The organism is Acinetobacter sp. 24-47-64 (assembly GCF_057737055.1).
Map to the genome: position 1 here is coordinate 1604722 of NZ_CM173215.1, position 20707 is coordinate 1625428.

Below are 20707 nucleotides of genomic sequence, written 5' to 3' on the forward strand. Positions count from 1 at the left end.
ATTTACTCCATACGCCAATCGAAAGGCATGTCACCTTGACCACGTAGCGCGAGCATGAGCGTTTGACGCATATGCGCTAAAACATCATTACTGTAAGGAACTGCAGGTGAAGCACCCCAAACAGGCTTAGGCCATGCAGAATCATTCTGATAACGAACTACATGATGAAAATGAAGTTGAGGAACCATATTTCCTAGTGCTGCAACGTTCATTTTATCCGCACGGAAAACTCGAGATAATTGACTAGATAACCAGCTAGATTCTCTTAAAAATTGTTCTTGGTCTGCTTGGCTTAATTCATATAATTCAGTTACACCAGGAACACGCGGTACCAAAATCAACCATGGAAATTGCATGTCATTCATTAAACGACAAGTTGAAAGTGGAAAGTCGCCAACAAAAAAAGTATCTTGAGCAAGTTGTGGATGCAAACTAAACATATATTTATAAATGACGCAAAAATTAAATGGATAGCTAATACTAACACAACAGTTTTAGACTGAGTATTATTAGTCATGTGTTTCGATACAAAAAAATATGTATTTCATTGATTTGAATCTCACTCATTCATTGCAATGCATCGCTAAAAAATCAACCTATAAGGTTGACTGTCAGCCAGTGCATTTTGAGCAATGAACAAGTATTGATTCAAGCCCAACTTAGATCAGTTGAGCCCTCTCATCAACTCATCTAAAAGATCATTAATAAACTGAATTCTTTTATCATTTTCCTCAAGCATAACCATCACTTTCAGACGTTGACCACCGTCCATTCTAAAAAATGTCGGATGTTTTTGCATCATTTGGATAATACTCATCGCTTGAACAGGAGTATCAGGTGAAAATTCAATTTGGCCACCCTGCTTACTCAAATCAATCTTGGTAATACCTAATTTTTCTGCTTTTATACGCACCTGATGAACAGTAAAAAGATATTTCACTTGTTGAGGTAGCACACCAAAACGATCGATAAGCTCCATACGGATATGATCGAGTTTTTCTTGTGTATCCGTATTACTAATTCGCTTATAGAACAATAAACGCTGATGCACATCACCTAAATATTCATCTGGAATTAATGCAGGCATATGTAAACTAATTTCTGCGGTGAGTGACAAAGGTGCATCAAAGTTAGGAGTCTTACCATTTTGGATGGCTTTAGTCGCTTTCTCAAGCATTTCCATATATAGACTATATCCAATTGCATGCATTGAACCACTTTGCTGCTCACCTAGAAGCTCGCCTGCTCCACGTATTTCTAAATCCTCTGTCGCCAATACAAAACCAGCGCCTAAAGTAGAAGCACGCTGAATGGCATCAAGTCGTTTTTCAGCATCACCTTTTAAGCCTTTAATAGACGGAACCATCAGATACGCATAGGCTTGATGATGAGAGCGCCCCACACGACCACGCAGTTGATGAAGTTGTGCCAAACCTAGCTTGTCTGCTCGCTCAATGATAATTGTATTGGCATTTGGTACATCAATTCCCGTTTCAATAATGGTCGAACACACCAATACATTATATTCTTTATGATAAAACTGCTGCATGACCTGTTCTAACTCACGCTCACGCATTTGACCATGCGCAACTGCAACCCGAGCTTCAGGAACTAACAACCGAATATTTTCAGCCGCTCGTTCAATGGTATCCACTTCATTATGCAAAATATAAACCTGACCACCACGTAATAGTTCACGCAAGATCGCCTCTTTCATCGTGGCATCGGTCTGCTCATTGACAAAGGTCTTAACAGCGAGACGGCGTGCAGGTGGTGTAGCAATAATTGAGAGGTCACGCATACCTGAAAACGCCATATTTAAGGTACGCGGGATTGGCGTAGCGGTTAGCGTCAGCATATCTACATCGGCACGCATCGCTTTAATACGTTCTTTATCTCGCACACCAAAGCGATGTTCTTCATCAACAATCATCAATCCAAGTTGTTTAAACTGGACATTTTCCTGCAAAATTTTATGCGTTCCAATGACGATATCAACTTTACCCTCTGCCAAATCTTCGATCGTTTTTAAGTGTGTTTTATTTGAGCCAAATCGAGATAACACTTCAATACGGATAGGCCAATCAGCAAATCGATCTTTGAAAGATTCATAATGCTGTTGCGCAAGTAAAGTTGTTGGAACTAAAACAGCAACTTGCTTATTGTTCTGTACAGCAACAAAAGCAGCTCTCATCGCCACTTCTGTCTTACCAAATCCAACATCACCACAGACTAAACGATCCATTGGTTTAGCTTGTTGCATGTCGTATAAAGTCGCTTCGATAGCATTCGCTTGATCAAGCGTTTCTTCATAAGCAAAACCACTAACAAACTGCATATAAGTAGTGTGATCTAATTCAAATTGGATACCTGGTTTTGAGTGGCGTCTTGCTTGAATATGAAGAAGTTCGGCTGCAACATCATGTATCTGTTCTAGTGCTTTGCGCTTAGCTTTATTCCAAGCATCAGTACCAAGTTTATGCAGTGGTGCTAAATCAGGATCACCTCCACTGTATCGACTAATCAGATGCAAATTGGTGACAGGAACATAGACTTTGGCATCATCAGCATAATTAAGTTGCAAAAATTCGTGGTCTTGCTCATCAATACATAAAGTCACTAATCCCGCATAGCGACCTACACCGTGATCAATATGAACTACAGGAGCACCTATACTTAATTCAGTTAAACTTTTAACTAAGAACTCTTCAGAAACTTCATGCTGGCGTTTTCTACGGCGTTGTACAACACGATGCTCATAGAGTTGATTTTCTGAAATGACAGATATTTGTCCTTTAATCTCCAAGCCACGTTCAAGTGGTGCATGCGTTACTGCTACTGAATATTGTTGATTAATAAACTCCTGATAATGCTCTACAACAGGAATTTCACCCATACTTGCTCGCAAGGAGTCCTTTAACGATTCACGACGTCCCGCACTTTCAGCAACGAGTAAGACAGGGTGTTGTGCAGCATCAATAAATGATTTTACAGCATGAAATGGCTGTTGATGTTTAGGCTCTACCGCTAAACGAGGTGGCTGTTCAGCAGAGGTATTAATTACACCCGCTTTAGGATCAAAAACTTCGTCAGATGCGATAATACGAGGAAACTGATTGAGTTGTTCAAAAATTTGATTTTGTTGAAAGAAGATTTGTTCTGGAGCTAATAAAGGTTGATCAACATTATGACGTCGGTCTTCATAACGCTGATAAATATCTTTCCAAAATTGAGTTAATTCACTTTCAATATTTCGATCTGTAATGACAATGGAATGATTTGGTAAGTATGATGTAATACTACTTTGTTCTAGCATTTCTTTTTTTGAAAAGAACAGCGGAAAGTAATAGTCCAATCCGGGTGAAGATATACCCTCCATTACATCCTGATAAATCGGATTTTTTTTCGGGTTCGCCGTTGGAAACTCTTCAGCATAACGGTCTCGAAATTGAGCTCTACCTTCTTTTAAAGGAAACTCTTTAGCTGGTAAAACCTTAAAATGTTCAAGTTTCGTCGTGGTCCTTTGAGTTTCTGGATCAAAAAATTTTAAAGAATCAATTTCATCATCAAACAAATCTATTCGAATTGGAGCATCTTGCCCTGAAGCAAAAATATCAACTAAACTTCCCCGAACAGCAAATTCTCCATGATCATATACAGTATCGACCAAATGATAACCAGCCTGAATCAGGCGTTGTTTCTGCTTTTCTAAATCAAATTTTTGCCCAACGCTAATATCAAAATGCTCACCTAACACCCAAGACGTCGGCGCAACACGTTGTGCCAAAGTTATGCTTGAAATGAGTAGTATCCCTTTTGCTGGCATATTAGAGAGCACTGATAATCTTTCTGAGACAATATCTTGATGCGGAGACAACCGATCGTAAGGTAAGATCTCCCAATCTGGAAAGATGGTGGGCTTCACACCATAAAATTCAAGTTCACTCTCAAGTTGAGCTAAATGTTGATTATTTCTAGCTACCAGAACAAAGAGTCGATCAGAGTTTTGACTTATTTCTTTTAAAAGCAAAGCGATGGCAGAGCCTTTAAGCGCCCCTAACCATCTTTTTTCGCCAGATTTTATTTGTGATAGATTAAGTTGAGAAATTTCTTTTTGGAACATGAAGATCGCTTTAAAAGTCTGGTAGGACATTGCACTATTTTATCATGTTCAAAATCGAGAATGAGTTATTTTTAGATATCACAAACATTCAGTCGCAAACATTAGCGCTCACGTTTGAATTCACGATAATAATCATTGAGCAATATCACGAATTTTTTTAACTGTTCTAGATTCTGTTGATTATTACCTAATCTCGTTGTAAAACGACCTGTATTCAACTCGAGATCTATTTTCTCTTTGATCAACATTCCCCGATAAAATAAATTTTCCAAATCATCAAAACGAGTAACCTTTCGGTTCGAAAAATATGACAATCTTTCATTTAGTTCATTCAAAACAACGTCATCGATAATATATCCTAATTCAGGATCATGACGAATTTGATGAGTCTGTAAATAAACTTGCTCAGCCGATGGTTTTTTTGAAACAAATCAGAAATTTTTTTAAACATAGTTTGGGAAGAAAAGCTGAAAACTCAAAATGATGGTCTATCTTAGCATCTGGTCACGAATACACCTATATTCATGACCAAAAAGCACTCAAACTAAAATTAACCGTAATTTTTTCTTAAATATTCTACAATCTTCTTCGATTCGAACAATTTTACGCCTGTATTAGGATCAACTAAATACGGGACTTGTATATCCTTCCCCTTGCGATTCATTACCTTTACAACCTGCTCGCGTTTACCGCCAGCCAAAGGAATATATTTCCCAGGCTTCAATCGTAAAATCGCTGGTCCTTGATCCTGCCAACGTTCTTTAGCAACATTATGAAACTTAAATGGTAATTCAAGTTCTGTGAGTTCAGCGCGCACGATTCTGGTGTATGGACTCGCTTCAAACCCCCACAGCTCAATTAAATGCTCGGGTTGTGGTCTCTGCTTAATCGCTTTATTTATAAAAATCCCACGAGCACCATTAATCAGTGTTCCAGCTAGAGCAACTACAGGCAATTTGGGGTAGTGTGAGAATTGCTTCGGTGTTTGACCTGTCTCACCATAATGCTTAAAAAGATAGTGAATAATATCCTGAGACTCGTAAAGTTTAGCCCCAGTATTTTCATCAATTAAAAAAGGTAATTGAATCTTACCACCAAGTGTTTTTACTTGATCTCGATAGACCCTTCCACCTTTCGGACAAGGATACACTTCGTAGTCAAGATTAAGTAAAGTCAACACCTCTCTTACACGACGACAGAATGGTGATCCTTCAAATTCGTAAAGCTTTAATGCTTTTTCTGGCTGTTTAGGAAACGGTGTACCTGAAGTCCCACGTCCACCTTCTGCAACAGCTGAAGCTAGCGCCTGAGCCACTTTTAATTGATGAATCACCATACTGATTACCTCGTTTTTGTTTTATTTAAATTAATCGACTAATTTTGTCTTGGACACAATAATTCCATTATTGTCTGCATAGATATAATCACCTGGTTGGATTGTGATATTTCCAATTTGAATCGTGATATTGGTTTCGCCCACCCCTTTGCGATTACTTTTTTGAGGTATAGCCGCAAGTGCGTGCACGCCTAGATTTAAACTCGCAATGGCATCAACATCTCTAACACAACCATTAATAATGACACCACTCCATCCATATTTAACGGCAGACTCAGCAATCATATCTCCCATCAATGCACAACGCATGGAAGAACCACCATCTACAACTAAAACTTTGCCTTGCCCATCTGTAGCGAGTAACTCTTTTACTCGTGAATTGTCCTCAAAACATTTAACAGTGACAGCTTCACCCCCAAAGCTTTTTACACCGCCGTAACTTTTGAAGAATTTTCCATCAATAGATGGATACAATACTTGAATATCTAAATCAGGATGGTCATCCAGTAAATCACACGTCACAAATGTTGGCGTTGTCACTTTTTATACCCTCAGTTATGTTTTTGAATCTCTAAATTATCATAAATCTTAATTTTTTCATTTTGAGTTCTTGCGCTCACGACCATAGTATTAGCGACTTGCTCTGCTGTCACTGGCTTATATTTGAATGTATTTGGCAGAAATTGCGATACTCGCTTGAAAATACTCTGAGAAATATCTTCGAGTGTCCTTGTTTCAGCTCTTTCACCAATTAAGAGTGAAGGTCGAATGATCGCCAATTGATAGAGTGATAATGATTTTAGATAATTTTCTAACTTTCCCTTCACTTGATTATAAAAGAATGGAGATCTTTCATTCGCACCTTCCGCACTTACAATTGCAAAAAAAGTATCGGTATTCACGAGCAAATCAGCAAAATGAGCATTTATCTCAAAATCGATATTGTAAAAATTTTCTTTAGAGCCTGCTTTTTTAATTGTACTTCCTAGGCAACTAAACGCATGTGAGAATCCAGAAGCGTCCTCACCATTTAACATTAAAAAGTCATCAATGACCAACTGATCAACTTTAGTGAACTTTTCAAATTGTTCATCATGCTTACGAACAACTACGACAATTCTTTCGCAATCTACCAATTGATTCAAATGATTTACCAAAGATCGACCAACTAAACCAGTTGACCCTATAACTATTGCACTTTTAATATTTTTAATCATTTTTTCGCCATTCCTTCCAATATTCATATAATCTAACGCGCTAACCGCATTTTATCTGCATCAAAAATGTTGTCAAAGCATGTCAAGACTTGACTTTGCCGCATCATTTAATCACAATATGGCACTTGTTTACGGGCTGGTGTAAATTCTTCTAATGTTTGTATTTAGTTGAAATTTCAGCCCGCCCAGACCAATCAATTTCAAGGAGTGCACGAGTGGCAAACTCTGCTCAAGCAAAAAAACGTGCTCGTCAAAACGTTAAAGCACGTAAACACAACGCAAGCTTACGTTCTATGGTTCGTACTTACCTTAAACGCACAGTAGCAGCGATCGCTGCGGGTGACTATGCAGCAGCTTCTGAAGCTTACAAAACTGCAGTACCTGTAATCGACCGTATGGCTGACAAAGGTATCATCCACAAGAACAAAGCTGCTCGTCATAAGAGCCGTTTAAATGCACAAGTTAAAGCTTTAGCTTCTAACTAAGTTGCGTTAAAAAAAGCCCTTTAAGGGCTTTTTTTATATCTTAAATTTATCAATAATGCTTAAAAAATATTAAAATTACTATCTTTCTTGCTCTATAAATTCACGAATAGACAGCTCATTAGATTCACCACGCCATATCCATTTCAATTTTGCATCTATAAATGCTTCACCTTCAAACCAAACAAACAAACCTTCCATCATTTCTGGCCAATCCTGCTGACTAATCTGTGTTTTACCTGAAATTACAGCCAGAATACCAGCGAGAATAGTGTCATGGCTAACCGCCAAACTTAATCCATGATTCTGTTGAGGGTGAGTTTGATAAAGCAAATGTAAAACATCAATCACACCTGTAATTGGCTGCTTCATCCCAGGTAAAGTATTGTTTACAAAGCTATTGATAAAGCCCAAAGCACCTTGTTGCTTAAAATATGGCGCAGCTTGCTCGATATCTAAAACGAAGCTACCAGGCTCGACCAAAAGCCCCTGCTCAACAATTTTAATATGATGGGTATTTGACTTAGGATTGATTTGATCAGCACCTTGAATCATCAGTGCTGCAGTATCAATACAACGTTGAATTGGACTAGAAATACAGTGTTCAATCACACGATCTGTTTGATCAATAAGATAAGCCCCCCAAGCCTGCGCCAAATCCTTACCTTGATCTGTTAATTGCAAATCATATCCATCGAGTCCTTGGCCCACCACCATTTCACGTATTGAGTGGCGAGTAAATAGTGTAACAGGCACAGCAACATCGGGCAGTAAATCAACCGCTCTGAGCATACTTGGAGGAAGCAACTTCAGCGACATAATAATTCTAATAAATGAAATTAATTTGACTATAACACGATGAAATTATAGTTCCACTCCCCTAAAGTACATTTGACAACGCATCTAAAGCCAATTGCCTCATTTCAGGATCACGATAGGCGATAAAACCATTATTCAAAACAGTATCACGCTGATTATAGGTAAATGGCACAGAATCCAAGGTCAACAAACCACCTCCTATGCTCTCTAGCAAGCCTTGTCCAGCACTGGTGTCCCACTCAGAGGTTGGATGAAATCTTGGGTAAATATCTATCTCACCTTCAAGCATCATACAAAACTTATAAGCACTTCCAGCTTCACGACGTATAACTGGTATTTCTCTTTCAATATAATCAATATAGTGTTGATACTTAGGATTTTTACTACTATGACTCAGTCCAATTTGGATGGCATCGACTGGTGAGACTTTAAATTTGCAATATTTTTCCCAAATATTGTTCATAAATGAATATTTATAAGGAAGATCCGTCAAATAGCCCATATACATAACTTGCTCTGTCGGCACGACTATGACTGAAAATACAGTTTGATGGTTCTGAATAAGACTCAGATTAATCGTAAATTCATCACGCTCATGAATAAACTCCTTCGTACCATCCAAAGGGTCTAGCATCCAACATTGAGGCCATTCATGTCGCTCCGAATAATCACTTTCTTCAGAAATGATTGGAATATCAGGTGTAAGTTTTGCAAGCTCTCTGAGCAGATATTGATTGACCTTTAAATCTGCTTGAGTTACAGGAGAATGGTCATCTTTTTCGTTGATTTTAAAATCACGTCCAGCACAATAGTTTTGATATTCTTCTAATAATATTTGGCTTGCAACAGCCAAAATCGGAACCAAATTTAACATTTGTTGATCTTGGGGAGCATGCGTTGTGATAAACATGGATAAAACCTATTTTTTCTGGCGCTACACACTCTAAGCACGACGATCATATTAAGAACCTCAGCCTAAAATGCAGCGTGATTTAATTTGCATTGTTGGATTTATATTTATAGTAGCAAACCTATAAAATATAACCACTTTGAAACACATAACCCATTTCAATCATAAGAACTCTAACACTTTTAAAACAAAATCCGAAGCGTGATTGCCAACAACCCTCAATACATCTTAAATAACACCCGCAATAGTTCCAAAAATCAGAGCGCGCCTTAGAGTCAGTATCAACATAAAAAAACAAGCCTTCTTAAAGAAGGCTTGTTTTTTATTTTTGCTCTTTGACTGGACTTTCAGGCTGTTCATTCGGTTTTTTTACAGGCTCTTTATTTTTAAAAGAGTCCTGATTCCCTTTATCCTCATTAGATTCTTTGTGTGGTTTCGAACTATTATCATGTTTTGTCATACGTCAAACTCCTATGCACCATTTTCAAAAAATATGATGCTTTCATAGCGACTTCTATACTATTTTTGTATTCATTATCAAGATCTAAATTTGTGACCTCACACATCTAATTCGATATAATACGAATGGAATGAAATATAGAAGTCACCACGCACACCCTTTCTTGAAGTTCAATTTTAAAATGCTGATGCAAGTCCAACCTTTTGCATCAAATGATGGTGTAAATCGATATTTAAATATCACCCATTTTGTTGTTTTTATTTGTGCTAAATTGCAACAATACCTGAGGAAAGATGAATGAATAAACCCATCATCATGTTTGACATGGATGGAACCCTACTCGATCTTGCTTTTGACGATTTAATTTGGAATCACAAACTCCCTGAGCGACATGCCAAAACTCATCAAATCAGTTTAGAGCAGAGCAATCAAATTCTATTTAAATTTTATCAAGATCATAAGCACACGCTCGATTGGTATTCTACGCGCTTTTGGACAGCCAAAGTCGGCGTTGATACTTTTCAGCTTCAACACGATCACAAAGAATTCATCAAGCCGAGACAGGGATGCATTGCGTTATTATCAAGCCTTAAGCAAGCTGGATACCGAATATGGTTAGTCACCAATGCTGATGAAAGAGGTTTGGCATTGAAAATGAATCAAGTTGACCTCACCTCTTATTTTGAAGTGATGATCAGTAGTGAAACAATCGGTTTTGCTAAAGAGCGTTTTGAATTTTGGGATCAATTACAGCAAATGCACCCATTTGAACCTCGTCACTGCGTTCTCGTTGATGATACTGCGGTTGTACTCGAAGGTGCTAAATCTTTTGGTATTGAGCATCTAATCACAATTACCCAACCATCTAGCGCTCAACCTGAGCGCGAAAGGTCTAAACTTCAGTATCCTGCAATTAATGATCTAAGATCATTAATCCCCTATTTAGACCAAATTAACCATGAGAAAGAAATGAATGTCAAAACAGCATGAAACTAAAATCACTGATTCAATGCGAATTGATAAGTGGCTTTGGGCAGCACGCTTTTTTAAAACCCGCTCAATTGCCAAAGCAGCAATAGAAGGTGGTAAAGTTCATCACAACAATGATCGTGTTAAAGTTTCCAGAGAAGTACGTGTAGGAATGGAGTTAACGATTCAGCAGGGATTTGAAAAGAAAACCGTCATTGTGAAAGCGTTATCGTCTGTTCGAGGTGGTGCGCCTGCTGCACAATTACTCTATGAAGAAACTGAAGTCAGTCTCGCGCGTCGTGAGTTGCTTTCTGCACAAAGAAAATTGCATAATCTTGCACGACCAGATCATCGACCAAGCAAAAAAGATCGACGTGATATTACAAGATTCCGTCAACAAAATGGTCAGCAATATGACGAAGTTTGGTCATACGATGATGAATAAGTTAAAGCGACAAATATTGTCGTTTTGAAGTTTAAAATTATAGAACAGTCCTATTTTTTCTGTCACTATAATGCCGTGGACATTAGACTTAATTAAAGACATCCACCTAAGTTATCAGTGATTTACAATGTTTTGAGGTTATGAGATGGATGATAATAAAAGCAAAGCACTGAGTGCTGCTTTAAGCCAAATTGAAAAACAATTTGGTAAAAATACGGTAATGCGCCTTGGTGACAATACTGTTCAAGCTGTAGAAGCTGTATCTACAGGCTCTCTTACATTGGATATCGCATTAGGTATTGGTGGTTTACCTAAAGGCCGTATTATTGAAATTTATGGTCCAGAATCATCAGGTAAAACCACCATGACACTTCAAGCGATTGCGCAATGTCAAAAAGCTGGTGGTACTTGTGCATTTATTGATGCTGAGCATGCTTTAGATCCTCAATATGCTCGCAAACTTGGTGTAGATATCGATAACTTATTGGTGTCACAACCTGATCACGGTGAACAAGCACTAGAAATTGCAGATATGCTGGTACGATCTGGCGCTATCGACTTAATTGTTGTCGATTCTGTAGCAGCCTTAACCCCTAAAGCCGAAATTGAAGGTGAAATGGGTGACTCTCATATGGGTCTACAAGCACGCTTGATGAGCCAAGCATTGCGTAAAATTACAGGTAATGCAAAGCGCTCCAACTGCATGGTGATCTTCATTAACCAAATTCGTATGAAAATTGGTGTCATGTTTGGAAGTCCAGAAACCACTACTGGTGGTAATGCACTCAAATTCTATGCTTCTGTACGCTTAGACATTCGCCGTATTGGTCAAGTAAAAGAAGGTGATGAAATAGTTGGTTCTGAAACACGCGTTAAAGTGGTGAAGAACAAAATGGCACCTCCTTTCCGTGAAGCATTATTCCAAATCATGTACGGTAAAGGTACAAATCAGCTTGCTGAATTGGTCGATCTCGCTGTACAACAAGAACTTGTTCAAAAAGCTGGTGCTTGGTATTCATATCAAGGCAACAAGATTGGACAAGGTAAGAACAACGTGATTCGTCACCTTGAGGAAAATCCTCAACTTGCACAAGATCTTGATCGCATGATTCGTGAACAGTTGTTAACCACAGCGACACCAGCTCCAACTGAAGAAAATGACGAAGAAGCAGATTTATTTGAAGTATAATTTTTCAAAAATTTGAAATCGAAGCGCCCAAATTCTGGGCGCTTTTGTTTAAGTGCATGGATTTAAAATGTCAGAGAAGTTTCCCAAGTTCATTCATTATGAGCAATTAAAATCAATAATCAATGAAGATGAACCTCAACATCTCATTAACGATCAACACTCGTCTAATCAATACCTCGCCAATCAAGCATCAGATGAATGTGATTTAGATGACACTCATTCATCAGATCTAGCACAGAATAAAGGCTTAACAGGGACTCGTTTGAGATCGTATGCATTTGCAGTCTTAACTCGCAAAGAATACTCAAAAAAAGACTTAATTGATAAACTTGCTTTGTATGCACAAAATAAGGAAGAGGTTTTGAGCTTAGTTGATGAGCTAGCGCGAGAAAATTATCAAAGTGATGCTCGCGTTGCAGAAATGACGGTACGCAGCCAATTACGTAAAGGAAAAGGTCCAAATCGAATAAAGCTAGCGCTTAAAAGCAAACACGTTGATAAAGCCTTGGCTGAACCAGAAATGGAAGAAATAGATTGGTATGAACAAGCATACTTATTGAAAGTCAAAAAATATGGCTATGAAGTTGCTCAGGACGCAAAATTAAAAGCAAAACAAATTCGCTTTTTACAATATAGAGGCTTTGAAATGGATGCGATTATGAAAGCTATAAAACGAAAAGAGAATGAAGAATAAGAGATAAATTATTATAATGGTGGCAACCCTACTAGCAAAACTCCGGCACATCATAGTTCTGATACCGTTGCTACCTTCCGGTCCTGGCGGGGTTCTCAGAGTACAATTGCGAAGCCACCAGCAGGGCTACCATTGCAAGAACAGAGTATAGAGATTTTTAACGATCTTGCAAGACCATAATGGGCTTTAAAGGCACTAAAAAAGTTCAAGTGAATATTTACTAATCTATTAACAACAAACTTGATATTTTTCATCTAAATAAATTCAACTTAAATTTCTTCATTTATACAGTTTCATTGTAAATTTATATTGATTTTAAATGCTATGACGTTTTTAATGATCTGATTATTAAGAATTGAAAATACTCAAAGTTCAAATTTGAGTATGGACACAAATGGAATAATGAACATGCTCAATAAGCGTACTTTTCTTGCACTAGCATTGATGAGCTCAACATCAGTTTTTGCCAATATTCCTATCGAATCAAAAGGATTAAGCCAAAATTCGAGTTTGAACCAAACAGCAGTCGCAGCGAATAACACCGCTACAGCCCCTACCAACACCAGTTGGCAGCTTATCCAACAAAATCAACGCTTAGAAAATCAAATTCGTGCACTTCAAGGCAAATTAGAAGAACAAGAACATCAAATTAATCAACTGACCAACGAATTAAAAAATCGCTATACAGATCTAGATCAAAGATTAGAACTCCTTCAACAAAAAATTGATCCTGTGGAGGAGTCCAATGCCGATGATTCTAATGCTGCACCACCCATTCCTAACGAGCCAACTGCACCAAGCACTAGCACTAACTCCAATACCACAGCATCACAAAATGCAACGAACTTGAATCAAACCAACCAACAAGAACTTGATAAAGCGGCTTATACAGTTGCCTTAGATGCATACAAACAAGGTGGCGCAAAAAAAGCCATTGCACCTATGCAAAACTTTGTACGTAACAATCCAAATAGTGTGTATACAGGTAATGCCTATTTTTGGTTAGCTGAATTCAATTTAGCAATTGAACCACCCAATTATGAAGAAGCAAGAAAACACTATGAAACTGTCGCTTCGAAGTTTCCAAATTCAGGAAAAGCAGCGCGATCTTTATATCAGCTGTATAGCATCGCGAAAGATGTAAATAAAAACGCTCAAACTGCTGAAATTTATAAAAATAAACTACTAAGCACCTATCCTGACTCAGAAGAAGCTGGATATTTCAAAAAAAGTTAAATAAAAAAGACATCATAAGATGTCTTTTTATTGCTAGCAAAAGCTCTTAACGAACAATACCGCGCTTAGATTCATTTAGAGAATCTATGAGGAGCTGAGCTTCAGAAACATTTGGTAAAATTTCAGCAGTAATCTGCTCAATGGCTTGTTGTGTCGTCAGACCACTTTTATAAATCAACTTAAATGATTCTCGTAAACCATTGATTACATCTTTGGACCAACCCTTACGACGCATACCTTCTACATTCATTCCAAATGCATGCGCCGGATTACCAGACACCATCACATAAGCAGGAACATCCTTCAAAATCAATGATGCTCCACCAATCATGCTGTATGAGTCGATTTTACAGAATTGATGAATACCGGAGTTGCCACCTACAACAACAAAGTCACCAACATGCACATGACCTGCGACACCAACATTGTTCGCAAAAATGTTGTTATTACCTACTACACAGTCATGCGCAATATGCGTATTGACCATCAACAGATTATTACTACCAATTTTAGTAATACTTTGATCCTGCACTGTACCGCGATGCAGACTGCAATGCTCACGAATTTTGTTGTTGTCGCCAATCTCAAGCCAAGTTTCTTCACCAGCATACTTAAGATCCTGACACACCTCACCCACACTGGCAAACTGGAAAATTTCGTTTGATTTACCGATGCGAGTATATCCACCAACCACCACATGAGAATGTAACACTGTCCCACTATCAATTGTCACATGAGGACCAATAATCGAATAAGGACCAATTTTTACATCAGAAGCAATCGTTGCCGTAGGATCAACAATTGCTGTAGGGTGGATTAAATCACTGTTACTCATGCTTGCTCTAATTTCTGATGAGAAATAATAATTTCAGCTGTCGCTGCAATTACACCATCAACGCTCGCACTACAAAGATACTTGTAAATACCACGTTTCTGCATTACAAGCTCTGATTTTAACACGAGTTGATCACCAGGAACGACTTGTTTTTTAAAACGAACTTTTTCAGCGCCAGCGAAAAGAAAAAGTGAACCCGGTTTGGGTTTTTCATTGTTCATAATAAAGCCAAGAACGCCAGAAATTTGTGCCATCGCCTCAACGATTAAGACACCCGGCATGATTGGATAACCTGGAAAATGACCTTGCATAAACTCTTCATTTATGGAGACATTTTTAAATCCGACAATTCCATTCTCAGTCACTTCTGTAACACGGTCTACCAATAGAAATGGATAACGATGCGGCAAATATTCACGAATTGTTTGAATATTCATCGGCAATTCAGGAATTGAAAAAGATAAAGTAGACTCTGTCATATTATTTACGCAATTTTAAAGTTGATTCGATTGACTCTAACTGAGCCTGCATATCATCTATTTGTTTGACTAATTTGGTCAATGGCACATCTGCTAATTGTCTTAGACGAACAACTGTTCGTTTCCAACGAGAATTTTCGAGCAATCCCATTCCTGAAGAATATGTACCAGCTTCTAAAATGCTACCTGTGACCATTGACATTCCAGTTAGCGTCACATTATCTACAATTTTTAGATGTCCTGAGATACCACAAGCACCTGCAAGGATACAGTTTTTGCCAATCACAGTACTGCCCGCAATACCGCATTTTGCAGCAATTGCAGTATTTTCACCGATTTGAACGTTATGTGCGACTTGCACAAGATTATCAATAATCACACCATCATGAAGTATAGTGTCATCCAAAGCGCCACGATCAATACTACAGTTGGAACCAATTCTGACATCATTTCCAATTTGAACAGATCCGAGTTGAGCAATTCGGTTCCACTTACCTTGATAAGGAGCAAAGCCAAAACCCTCTCCTCCAATTACGGTATTCGCATGGATACGAACACGTTTAGCAATTTTAGATCGACCCGTAATCGTGACATGCGAATCAATGAAACAATCCTCACCGATTTCAACATACTCATCAATTTTAGTTTGCGAATGAATTACTGTATTTGAACCAATCACTGCATGTGGGCCAACTACAACGTAATGACCAATGTATACATTATCTCCTATCATAGCACTCGGATCGATTACTGCGGTGGCCTCGATACCACGTTGCACAGTTTTAGATTCAAACACATGAGTTAAAATCGCGAAAGCAAGATACGGATTTTGTACGACAATAAAATTATTATGCTGATTAAGCTGAGCCTGCATCTCAGAAGTGACAATTAACGCACCTGCTTGAGATGAAATCGCTTCGTCTAAATACTTATCAGAATTTACAAAAGAAATTTGGTTTGAGTTCGCTTGAGTTAAACTTGCAAGACCCTCTAGCAACAGATCTGCATCACCAATAACTTGGCCTTGTACAAGTTTGGCCAAGTGATCGAGACGAAATTGATTTGATTTCATTGACTATTTGATTGCATTAACCTTTTGAATCATTTTAGCAGTTAAATCGTATTTTGGGTCATATGCCAAGGCAGCATTTTTATTTAAAACTAAATCAAGATTATTTTCTTTGCGCAATTGTTCAGCAACTTGTTTAATTCTTGAGTCAAAAACTTTGTTTGTATTTTGAATGGTGCTTTGAACACGTGATTGAACAGTCTGTTGCAAAGATTGAAATTCGTTCATCTTCGTTTGATATTGAGAGGATAGTTGCTGGGCATTCGATTGATTGGCTTGAGCTGATTTAGCCAAAGCTTCAATTTCTTTACCTAACTGTTCCAACTTTACCGTTTGCGGTTTAATTGTCTGCTCAAGCTGAGCATTCTGCTGCTTTAAATACGTGCTATTTTCTACCACTTTTTCTAAATCGATTACCCCATATCCTGCTGCATGTGCAAAGCCAACTACAGATGTGAGTAAAGCCGTTGATATCATTGTTTTAAATATATTCATTATTATTCCTTTTAAGGCAAAAGGCCGTACTAGAAAGTACGACCAATTTCAAATTGAACAGACTTAGTTTCATCACCAGGCTTATCATTCAGTGGGTACGCATAGCTTAATGATAGTGGACCAATCATCGTAATCCATGTGAAGCCTACACCAACACTATAACGCATATTTCCGGCATCGAAGCCAAAGTTATCTTTACAGTACTGTCTAGCATCGAATGCCGTCGGATTGGTTGCGCCAAAATAAATATTTCCAGTAGGTACGTCACATTGAGTGTCGAACACTTGAGCACCTTCAGCAAAAATAACAGGACGGACCTGTCGCGCCCAGTCGCCTTTAAAAGGAACTGGTAAGATTAATTCAGTGCCAAATTGAACTAATGCATTACCCCCCACTTCTTCAGGGTTTCTATCTTCTCTAGTTAGAGCAGCATCTGTAATACTCGGATATTTTGGACCTAATGTACTATTATCATAACCACGAACAGACCCATAACCACCAGCGTAATAGTTTTTATAGAATGGTAAATCATTACCAAAACCTACCTTACCATAACCACGCCATACAAAATCCTTTCCTAAAGGAATAAAGGCTTGAGTATCGTATGTTACCTTCTGATATTCAACATCACTGCCCGGCAATGCAATCTCTGCATTAACACGATGAGACATACCCGACGTTGGGAAGCGTGGATTATTTAATGTGTTATAAGACCAACCTAAATTTAAACTATAAGTAAAGAAATCACCTTTAAACTCATTACCGTACTCAACTTCAGGTTCAGAGCAAGGTTCATAACCAATTACATTACCGTTATCATCTTTAATTGGCTCTAAGTCGACTGGACAATACTTACCAGTACTTGTTTCCCTACCCCCATTGGCAAGTAAATAATCACGTACATAAGTAGAAACAAATGGACCAGTCGTTACTTCAGTTTGATCAATATTAATACCAGCACTTAAGCTCTGATTCTCATCAATTGGGTAACCAAAGCTCAGACCACCACCGAAGCTATCTGTAACATAATTGTTAACGTTATAGTCTTCGTCTAATTTCGTCTTACGATAATAGAGATTGTAACCACGGCTGACACCATCAATTGTAAAGTATGGATCAGTAACACTTAGGTTATAATAATCTTGTGTCTCAGAACGAGAAAGATCAATCGCTACACGGTTACCTGTACCTAAGAAGTTAGTTTGACTTAAACCTGCTTGGAACGTGATACCGCCATTTTGCGAATAACCCACAGCTAAAGTACTTGATCCTGAGTGTTGTTCTTCAACAGCGATATTCAAATCAATCTGATCAGGCGCTCCTGGAACACGTACCGGTTTAACATCAACTTTGCTGAAAAATCCAGTACGCATCAAACGGACTTTTGAAAGATCAATTTTTTCATTACTCGCTAATGCACCTTCCATCTGGCGCATTTCACGACGTAAAACTTCATCAGCAGTCTTGGTATTACCTGTAAAATTAATACGTCTAACCGTAACTTGCTGACCCGGATTGATGTAATAATTCAAATTAACTTTTTTTGTTTCATTGTCAATTTGAGGCACAACATTAATTTCCGCATAGTAATAACCAGCATTACCATACTTACGCTGTAACAACTGTTTTACTGCATTCACCAACTCTTGTGAGTAAGTTGCATCATCTTTATAAATCTTTAGTGCACGAAGATCTTCGTCTTTATATAAAGCATCACCTAAAAATTTGGTTTCACCAAATTTAAATTGCTCACCCTCATTCATTGAAACTTCAATGAAAATATTTTTTTTATCTTCACTGATATTCAAATTAGAGTTGGTAATTTCAAAATTGATATAACCTTTATTAAGGTATAAAGCTCTTAATGCTTCAAGGCTTGCTGCCATTTTTTCACGCGCGTAGCGATCATTTCTGGAAATGACAGATAACCATCCGCTTTCCTTGACAGCAAAGACTTGCTTAATTTCATCGTCTTTAAATACAGTATTACCAATTAAATTAATTTCAAAAACTTTAGCTGGTTTACCTTCAATGAAATTAATATTGACATCTACACGGTTATTGGCTTTTGCAACAGTTTCAACCTGAATATCCGCATTATAGCGACCTTGTTGTGAATACTGCTGTTCAAGCTCAGTTTCTAGCGTCTGAAGTGCAGATTTAGTGAGCACCTCACCTTCAGCTAGACCCATTTTCTTCAAGCCCTCTTCCAAGGCTTCTTTTGGAATGAGCTTATTACCCTTGAAATTGATTTTAGAAATAATAGGACGTTCAACGACTTTGAAAACCAAAACATCGTTTTCTTTGAAAGCTTGAATATCATCAAACGAATTAGAGGCATACAACGCACGAATCGCATTCGCAATCACTGGATCATTAATGCGATCCCCAGCATTCACCGGTAACATTGCGAGTACATTAGCTTGCGTTAGTCGAACTAATCCATCAACACGCACATCCCGCGCGATAAACTCGTCTGCTGCATATACTTGTTGTACTGCTGCCATTGCGCTAACGAGTGCCAATGGCATAAATAAATGTTTGTGCTGCATGCCTATTGTTTTCCAGTAAGTTAATTATCCATCTATAACGCTTATAAACGCATAAAATCATTAAATATTGCGAGAAACATCATACTTCCCAGCAACACCATACCAATTTTTAATCCAACCAATTGTATTTGTTCAGAAACAGGTTTACCACGAATTAATTCAATTATGTAATAAACTAAATGCCCACCATCCAACATCGGAATCGGAAGCAAATTTAATATCCCCAAACTTACACTCATTAATGCCATAAATGAAATGAAAGTTTGCCAACCCATTTCTGCACTTTGACCTGCAACTTTAGCAATCGTAATTGGACCCGAGAGATTATCCAACCCAATCAATCCTCGAATCATTTTGACAATTGAGCCAAGGATCATAGAAGATAATTGACCCGTTTTTTCAACCGCAACCACAAAAGCTTCCGCTGGATCATATTGAATTGTATGCTTATATTCAGCAGGAATATTGATCTGACCAGATTGAGCTTGCACTCCCAACATTCCTGTCGTATTGCCCATATTGTCACGCTTTCCTTGCGGCATGACCTTTAATTGAACAATCTCGCCTTGACGCATCACTTCGATATTCAATAGTTTTTCTGGTGATTTTTGTACTATATCAACAACTTCTAACCAATCGTTAATTTTTTTATTATCAATCGCGACAATTACATCACCTTCTTTCATCCCTTGGCGTATAGCAGCACCATCTTCAGATAATTTATGTACAACTGGTTGAATATGAGGTCGATATGGTAAAAACCCCAAGACATCCAATGGTGATTGAGACTGATCTTTTAAAAATTGCTGAATCGGTAAATTAAAAGTTTGTACCTGACCATCACGATCAGCTTGAATTTGAATCGTACCAGTTTCACCTACGCGATCAATCAGCGCATAATTCAATTTTTCCCAAGTTGGTGTCGCAGTCCCATCCACTGCTATGATTTTATCACCAGAACGCATCTCTACTTGTGCGGCTGGCGTATTTTCAATCACTTTACCAACTCGAGTGTTTAATTGTTCCTGAGCTGGTAAGAACAGAATCCAAAAAAGTAAAACAGCAAAAATTAAATTAACAAGTGGTCCCGCAGCAACGATTGCAATTCGTTTTAAAGGGGATTGCCGATTAAACGCATAAGGTAAATCTTCTGCACTTACATTACCTTCACGCTCATCTAGCATTTTTACATAACCACCTAAAGGCAATGCAGAGAGCTGATATTGAATGCCTGACTTTTTAGAGGTCCACTTTAGAACTGTTGGACCAAATCCAATTGAATAAACAAGAACCTTAACGCCAAGTTTTCGTGCTACCCAGTAATGTCCAAATTCATGAATTGCAATCAATGGGCCTAGAAGCAAAATAGCCGCGACGATAATGAAAAGTATATTCAT

Annotated in this window: 20 protein-coding genes and 1 other RNA gene; 6 read left to right on the forward strand and 15 right to left on the reverse strand. The window is 38.0% G+C overall.

Going from position 1 to position 20707, the window contains the following annotated elements; genetic code table 11:
• Nucleotides 1–2: 2 nt before the first annotated feature.
• The 5 genes from AC1M85_RS07675 to AC1M85_RS07695 form a co-directional block, all read right to left on the reverse strand.
• Nucleotides 3–440, reverse strand: a complete 438-nt coding sequence (locus tag AC1M85_RS07675) for an HIT domain-containing protein (RefSeq protein ID WP_035263634.1) — start codon at nt 438–440, stop codon at nt 3–5.
• A 224-nt stretch (nt 441–664) separates the two neighbouring features.
• Nucleotides 665–4123, reverse strand: coding sequence for a transcription-repair coupling factor (gene mfd / locus AC1M85_RS07680; protein WP_488213862.1), 3459 nt, complete (start codon nt 4121–4123; stop codon nt 665–667).
• 550 nt (nt 4124–4673) lie between these two features.
• A complete protein-coding gene (locus tag AC1M85_RS07685; RefSeq protein WP_488212828.1) occupies nt 4674–5459 on the reverse strand; it encodes a glutathione S-transferase N-terminal domain-containing protein in 786 nt (261 codons plus the stop codon).
• A 30-nt stretch (nt 5460–5489) separates the two neighbouring features.
• Nucleotides 5490–5999: a ribonuclease E activity regulator RraA gene (rraA, locus tag AC1M85_RS07690; protein ID WP_035263643.1), complete on the reverse strand. Its 510-nt coding sequence runs from the start codon at nt 5997–5999 to the stop codon at nt 5490–5492.
• An 11-nt stretch (nt 6000–6010) separates the two neighbouring features.
• On the reverse strand, nt 6011–6676 hold the full coding sequence (locus tag AC1M85_RS07695; protein WP_488212829.1) for a Rossmann-fold NAD(P)-binding domain-containing protein: 666 nt from the start codon (nt 6674–6676) through the stop codon (nt 6011–6013).
• 215 nt (nt 6677–6891) lie between these two features.
• Here AC1M85_RS07695 and rpsT point away from each other — a divergent pair, with 215 nt between their 5' ends.
• Nucleotides 6892–7161 carry a 30S ribosomal protein S20 gene (rpsT, locus tag AC1M85_RS07700; RefSeq protein WP_035263646.1) on the forward strand — a complete coding sequence of 90 codons (270 nt, stop codon included), beginning with the start codon at nt 6892–6894 and terminating at the stop codon, nt 7159–7161.
• A gap of 78 nt (nt 7162–7239) precedes the next feature.
• Here the strand turns inward: rpsT and AC1M85_RS07705 are convergent, their stop codons facing one another.
• The 3 genes from AC1M85_RS07705 to AC1M85_RS07715 form a co-directional block, all read right to left on the reverse strand.
• The gene (locus AC1M85_RS07705; protein WP_488212830.1) at nt 7240–7977 is read right to left on the reverse strand and encodes a histidine phosphatase family protein; all 738 of its coding nucleotides are present in this window, start codon (nt 7975–7977) and stop codon (nt 7240–7242) included.
• Between the two features lie 61 nt (nt 7978–8038).
• Nucleotides 8039–8887, reverse strand: coding sequence for a 3'(2'),5'-bisphosphate nucleotidase CysQ family protein (locus AC1M85_RS07710; protein WP_481609588.1), 849 nt, complete (start codon nt 8885–8887; stop codon nt 8039–8041).
• Nucleotides 8888–9209: 322 nt separating this feature from the next.
• The gene (locus AC1M85_RS07715; protein WP_171076720.1) at nt 9210–9347 is read right to left on the reverse strand and encodes a hypothetical protein; all 138 of its coding nucleotides are present in this window, start codon (nt 9345–9347) and stop codon (nt 9210–9212) included.
• A 297-nt stretch (nt 9348–9644) separates the two neighbouring features.
• On the opposite strand from AC1M85_RS07715, the gene AC1M85_RS07720 reads away from it, so the two are divergent.
• The 4 genes from AC1M85_RS07720 (at nt 9645) to AC1M85_RS07735 (ending at nt 12644) form a co-directional block, all read left to right on the forward strand.
• Nucleotides 9645–10337: an HAD-IA family hydrolase gene (locus AC1M85_RS07720; protein WP_481587498.1), complete on the forward strand. Its 693-nt coding sequence runs from the start codon at nt 9645–9647 to the stop codon at nt 10335–10337.
• Nucleotides 10321–10761, forward strand: coding sequence for an RNA-binding S4 domain-containing protein (locus tag AC1M85_RS07725; protein ID WP_488212831.1), 441 nt, complete (start codon nt 10321–10323; stop codon nt 10759–10761). Before AC1M85_RS07720 ends, AC1M85_RS07725 begins: the two co-directional genes overlap by 17 nt.
• 145 nt (nt 10762–10906) lie before the next feature.
• Entirely contained in the window at nt 10907–11950 is a 1044-nt protein-coding gene (gene recA / locus AC1M85_RS07730; protein WP_035263652.1) for a recombinase RecA, read from the forward strand.
• Between the two features lie 67 nt (nt 11951–12017).
• Entirely contained in the window at nt 12018–12644 is a 627-nt protein-coding gene (locus tag AC1M85_RS07735; protein ID WP_488212832.1) for a regulatory protein RecX, read from the forward strand.
• A 26-nt stretch (nt 12645–12670) separates the two neighbouring features.
• Here AC1M85_RS07735 and ffs read toward each other — a convergent pair.
• Nucleotides 12671–12767: signal recognition particle sRNA small type (gene ffs / locus AC1M85_RS07740), an RNA gene on the reverse strand.
• Nucleotides 12768–13052: 285 nt separating this feature from the next.
• On the opposite strand from ffs, the gene AC1M85_RS07745 reads away from it, so the two are divergent.
• Entirely contained in the window at nt 13053–13880 is an 828-nt protein-coding gene (locus AC1M85_RS07745) for a YbgF trimerization domain-containing protein (protein ID WP_488212833.1), read from the forward strand.
• A 46-nt stretch (nt 13881–13926) separates the two neighbouring features.
• Here AC1M85_RS07745 and lpxA read toward each other — a convergent pair whose 3' ends face one another.
• The 6 genes from lpxA to rseP are packed head-to-tail and all read right to left on the reverse strand — an operon-like array spanning nt 13927 to nt 20707.
• Nucleotides 13927–14715 carry an acyl-ACP--UDP-N-acetylglucosamine O-acyltransferase gene (gene lpxA / locus AC1M85_RS07750; protein WP_488212834.1) on the reverse strand — a complete coding sequence of 263 codons (789 nt, stop codon included), beginning with the start codon at nt 14713–14715 and terminating at the stop codon, nt 13927–13929.
• Nucleotides 14712–15194, reverse strand: coding sequence for a 3-hydroxyacyl-ACP dehydratase FabZ (gene fabZ / locus AC1M85_RS07755; protein ID WP_035263658.1), 483 nt, complete (start codon nt 15192–15194; stop codon nt 14712–14714). The genes lpxA and fabZ overlap by 4 nt, the downstream gene beginning before the upstream one ends.
• 1 nt (nt 15195) lies before the next feature.
• The gene (gene lpxD, locus AC1M85_RS07760; protein ID WP_092766345.1) at nt 15196–16266 is read right to left on the reverse strand and encodes a UDP-3-O-(3-hydroxymyristoyl)glucosamine N-acyltransferase; all 1071 of its coding nucleotides are present in this window, start codon (nt 16264–16266) and stop codon (nt 15196–15198) included.
• A gap of 3 nt (nt 16267–16269) precedes the next feature.
• A complete protein-coding gene (locus AC1M85_RS07765; protein ID WP_179998091.1) occupies nt 16270–16758 on the reverse strand; it encodes an OmpH/Skp family outer membrane protein in 489 nt (162 codons plus the stop codon).
• Between the two features lie 29 nt (nt 16759–16787).
• Complete coding sequence (bamA, locus tag AC1M85_RS07770; protein WP_481588191.1) at nt 16788–19310, reverse strand: outer membrane protein assembly factor BamA; 2523 nt, start codon at nt 19308–19310, stop codon at nt 16788–16790.
• A 41-nt stretch (nt 19311–19351) separates the two neighbouring features.
• Complete coding sequence (gene rseP, locus AC1M85_RS07775) at nt 19352–20707, reverse strand: RIP metalloprotease RseP (protein ID WP_180027805.1); 1356 nt, start codon at nt 20705–20707, stop codon at nt 19352–19354.

Excerpts from the sequence above, each read along its gene's own strand:
- AC1M85_RS07675 (WP_035263634.1), bottom strand. The coding sequence starts at position 440 with ATGTTTAGTTTGCATCCACAACTTGCTCAAGATACTTTTTTTGTTGGC.
- mfd (WP_488213862.1), bottom strand. The coding sequence starts at position 4,123 with ATGTTCCAAAAAGAAATTTCTCAACTTAATCTATCACAAATAAAATCT.
- AC1M85_RS07685 (WP_488212828.1), bottom strand. The coding sequence starts at position 5,459 with ATGGTGATTCATCAATTAAAAGTGGCTCAGGCGCTAGCTTCAGCTGTT.
- AC1M85_RS07695 (WP_488212829.1), bottom strand. The coding sequence starts at position 6,676 with ATGATTAAAAATATTAAAAGTGCAATAGTTATAGGGTCAACTGGTTTA.
- AC1M85_RS07705 (WP_488212830.1), bottom strand. The coding sequence starts at position 7,977 with ATGTCGCTGAAGTTGCTTCCTCCAAGTATGCTCAGAGCGGTTGATTTA.
- AC1M85_RS07710 (WP_481609588.1), bottom strand. The coding sequence starts at position 8,887 with ATGTTTATCACAACGCATGCTCCCCAAGATCAACAAATGTTAAATTTG.
- AC1M85_RS07715 (WP_171076720.1), bottom strand. The coding sequence starts at position 9,347 with ATGACAAAACATGATAATAGTTCGAAACCACACAAAGAATCTAATGAG.
- AC1M85_RS07720 (WP_481587498.1), top strand. The coding sequence starts at position 9,645 with ATGAATAAACCCATCATCATGTTTGACATGGATGGAACCCTACTCGAT.
- AC1M85_RS07725 (WP_488212831.1), top strand. The coding sequence starts at position 10,321 with ATGTCAAAACAGCATGAAACTAAAATCACTGATTCAATGCGAATTGAT.
- recA (WP_035263652.1), top strand. The coding sequence starts at position 10,907 with ATGGATGATAATAAAAGCAAAGCACTGAGTGCTGCTTTAAGCCAAATT.
- AC1M85_RS07735 (WP_488212832.1), top strand. The coding sequence starts at position 12,018 with ATGTCAGAGAAGTTTCCCAAGTTCATTCATTATGAGCAATTAAAATCA.
- AC1M85_RS07745 (WP_488212833.1), top strand. The coding sequence starts at position 13,053 with ATGCTCAATAAGCGTACTTTTCTTGCACTAGCATTGATGAGCTCAACA.
- lpxA (WP_488212834.1), bottom strand. The coding sequence starts at position 14,715 with ATGAGTAACAGTGATTTAATCCACCCTACAGCAATTGTTGATCCTACG.
- fabZ (WP_035263658.1), bottom strand. The coding sequence starts at position 15,194 with ATGACAGAGTCTACTTTATCTTTTTCAATTCCTGAATTGCCGATGAAT.
- lpxD (WP_092766345.1), bottom strand. The coding sequence starts at position 16,266 with ATGAAATCAAATCAATTTCGTCTCGATCACTTGGCCAAACTTGTACAA.
- AC1M85_RS07765 (WP_179998091.1), bottom strand. The coding sequence starts at position 16,758 with ATGAATATATTTAAAACAATGATATCAACGGCTTTACTCACATCTGTA.
- bamA (WP_481588191.1), bottom strand. The coding sequence starts at position 19,310 with ATGCAGCACAAACATTTATTTATGCCATTGGCACTCGTTAGCGCAATG.
- rseP (WP_180027805.1), bottom strand. The coding sequence starts at position 20,707 with ATGAATATACTTTTCATTATCGTCGCGGCTATTTTGCTTCTAGGCCCA.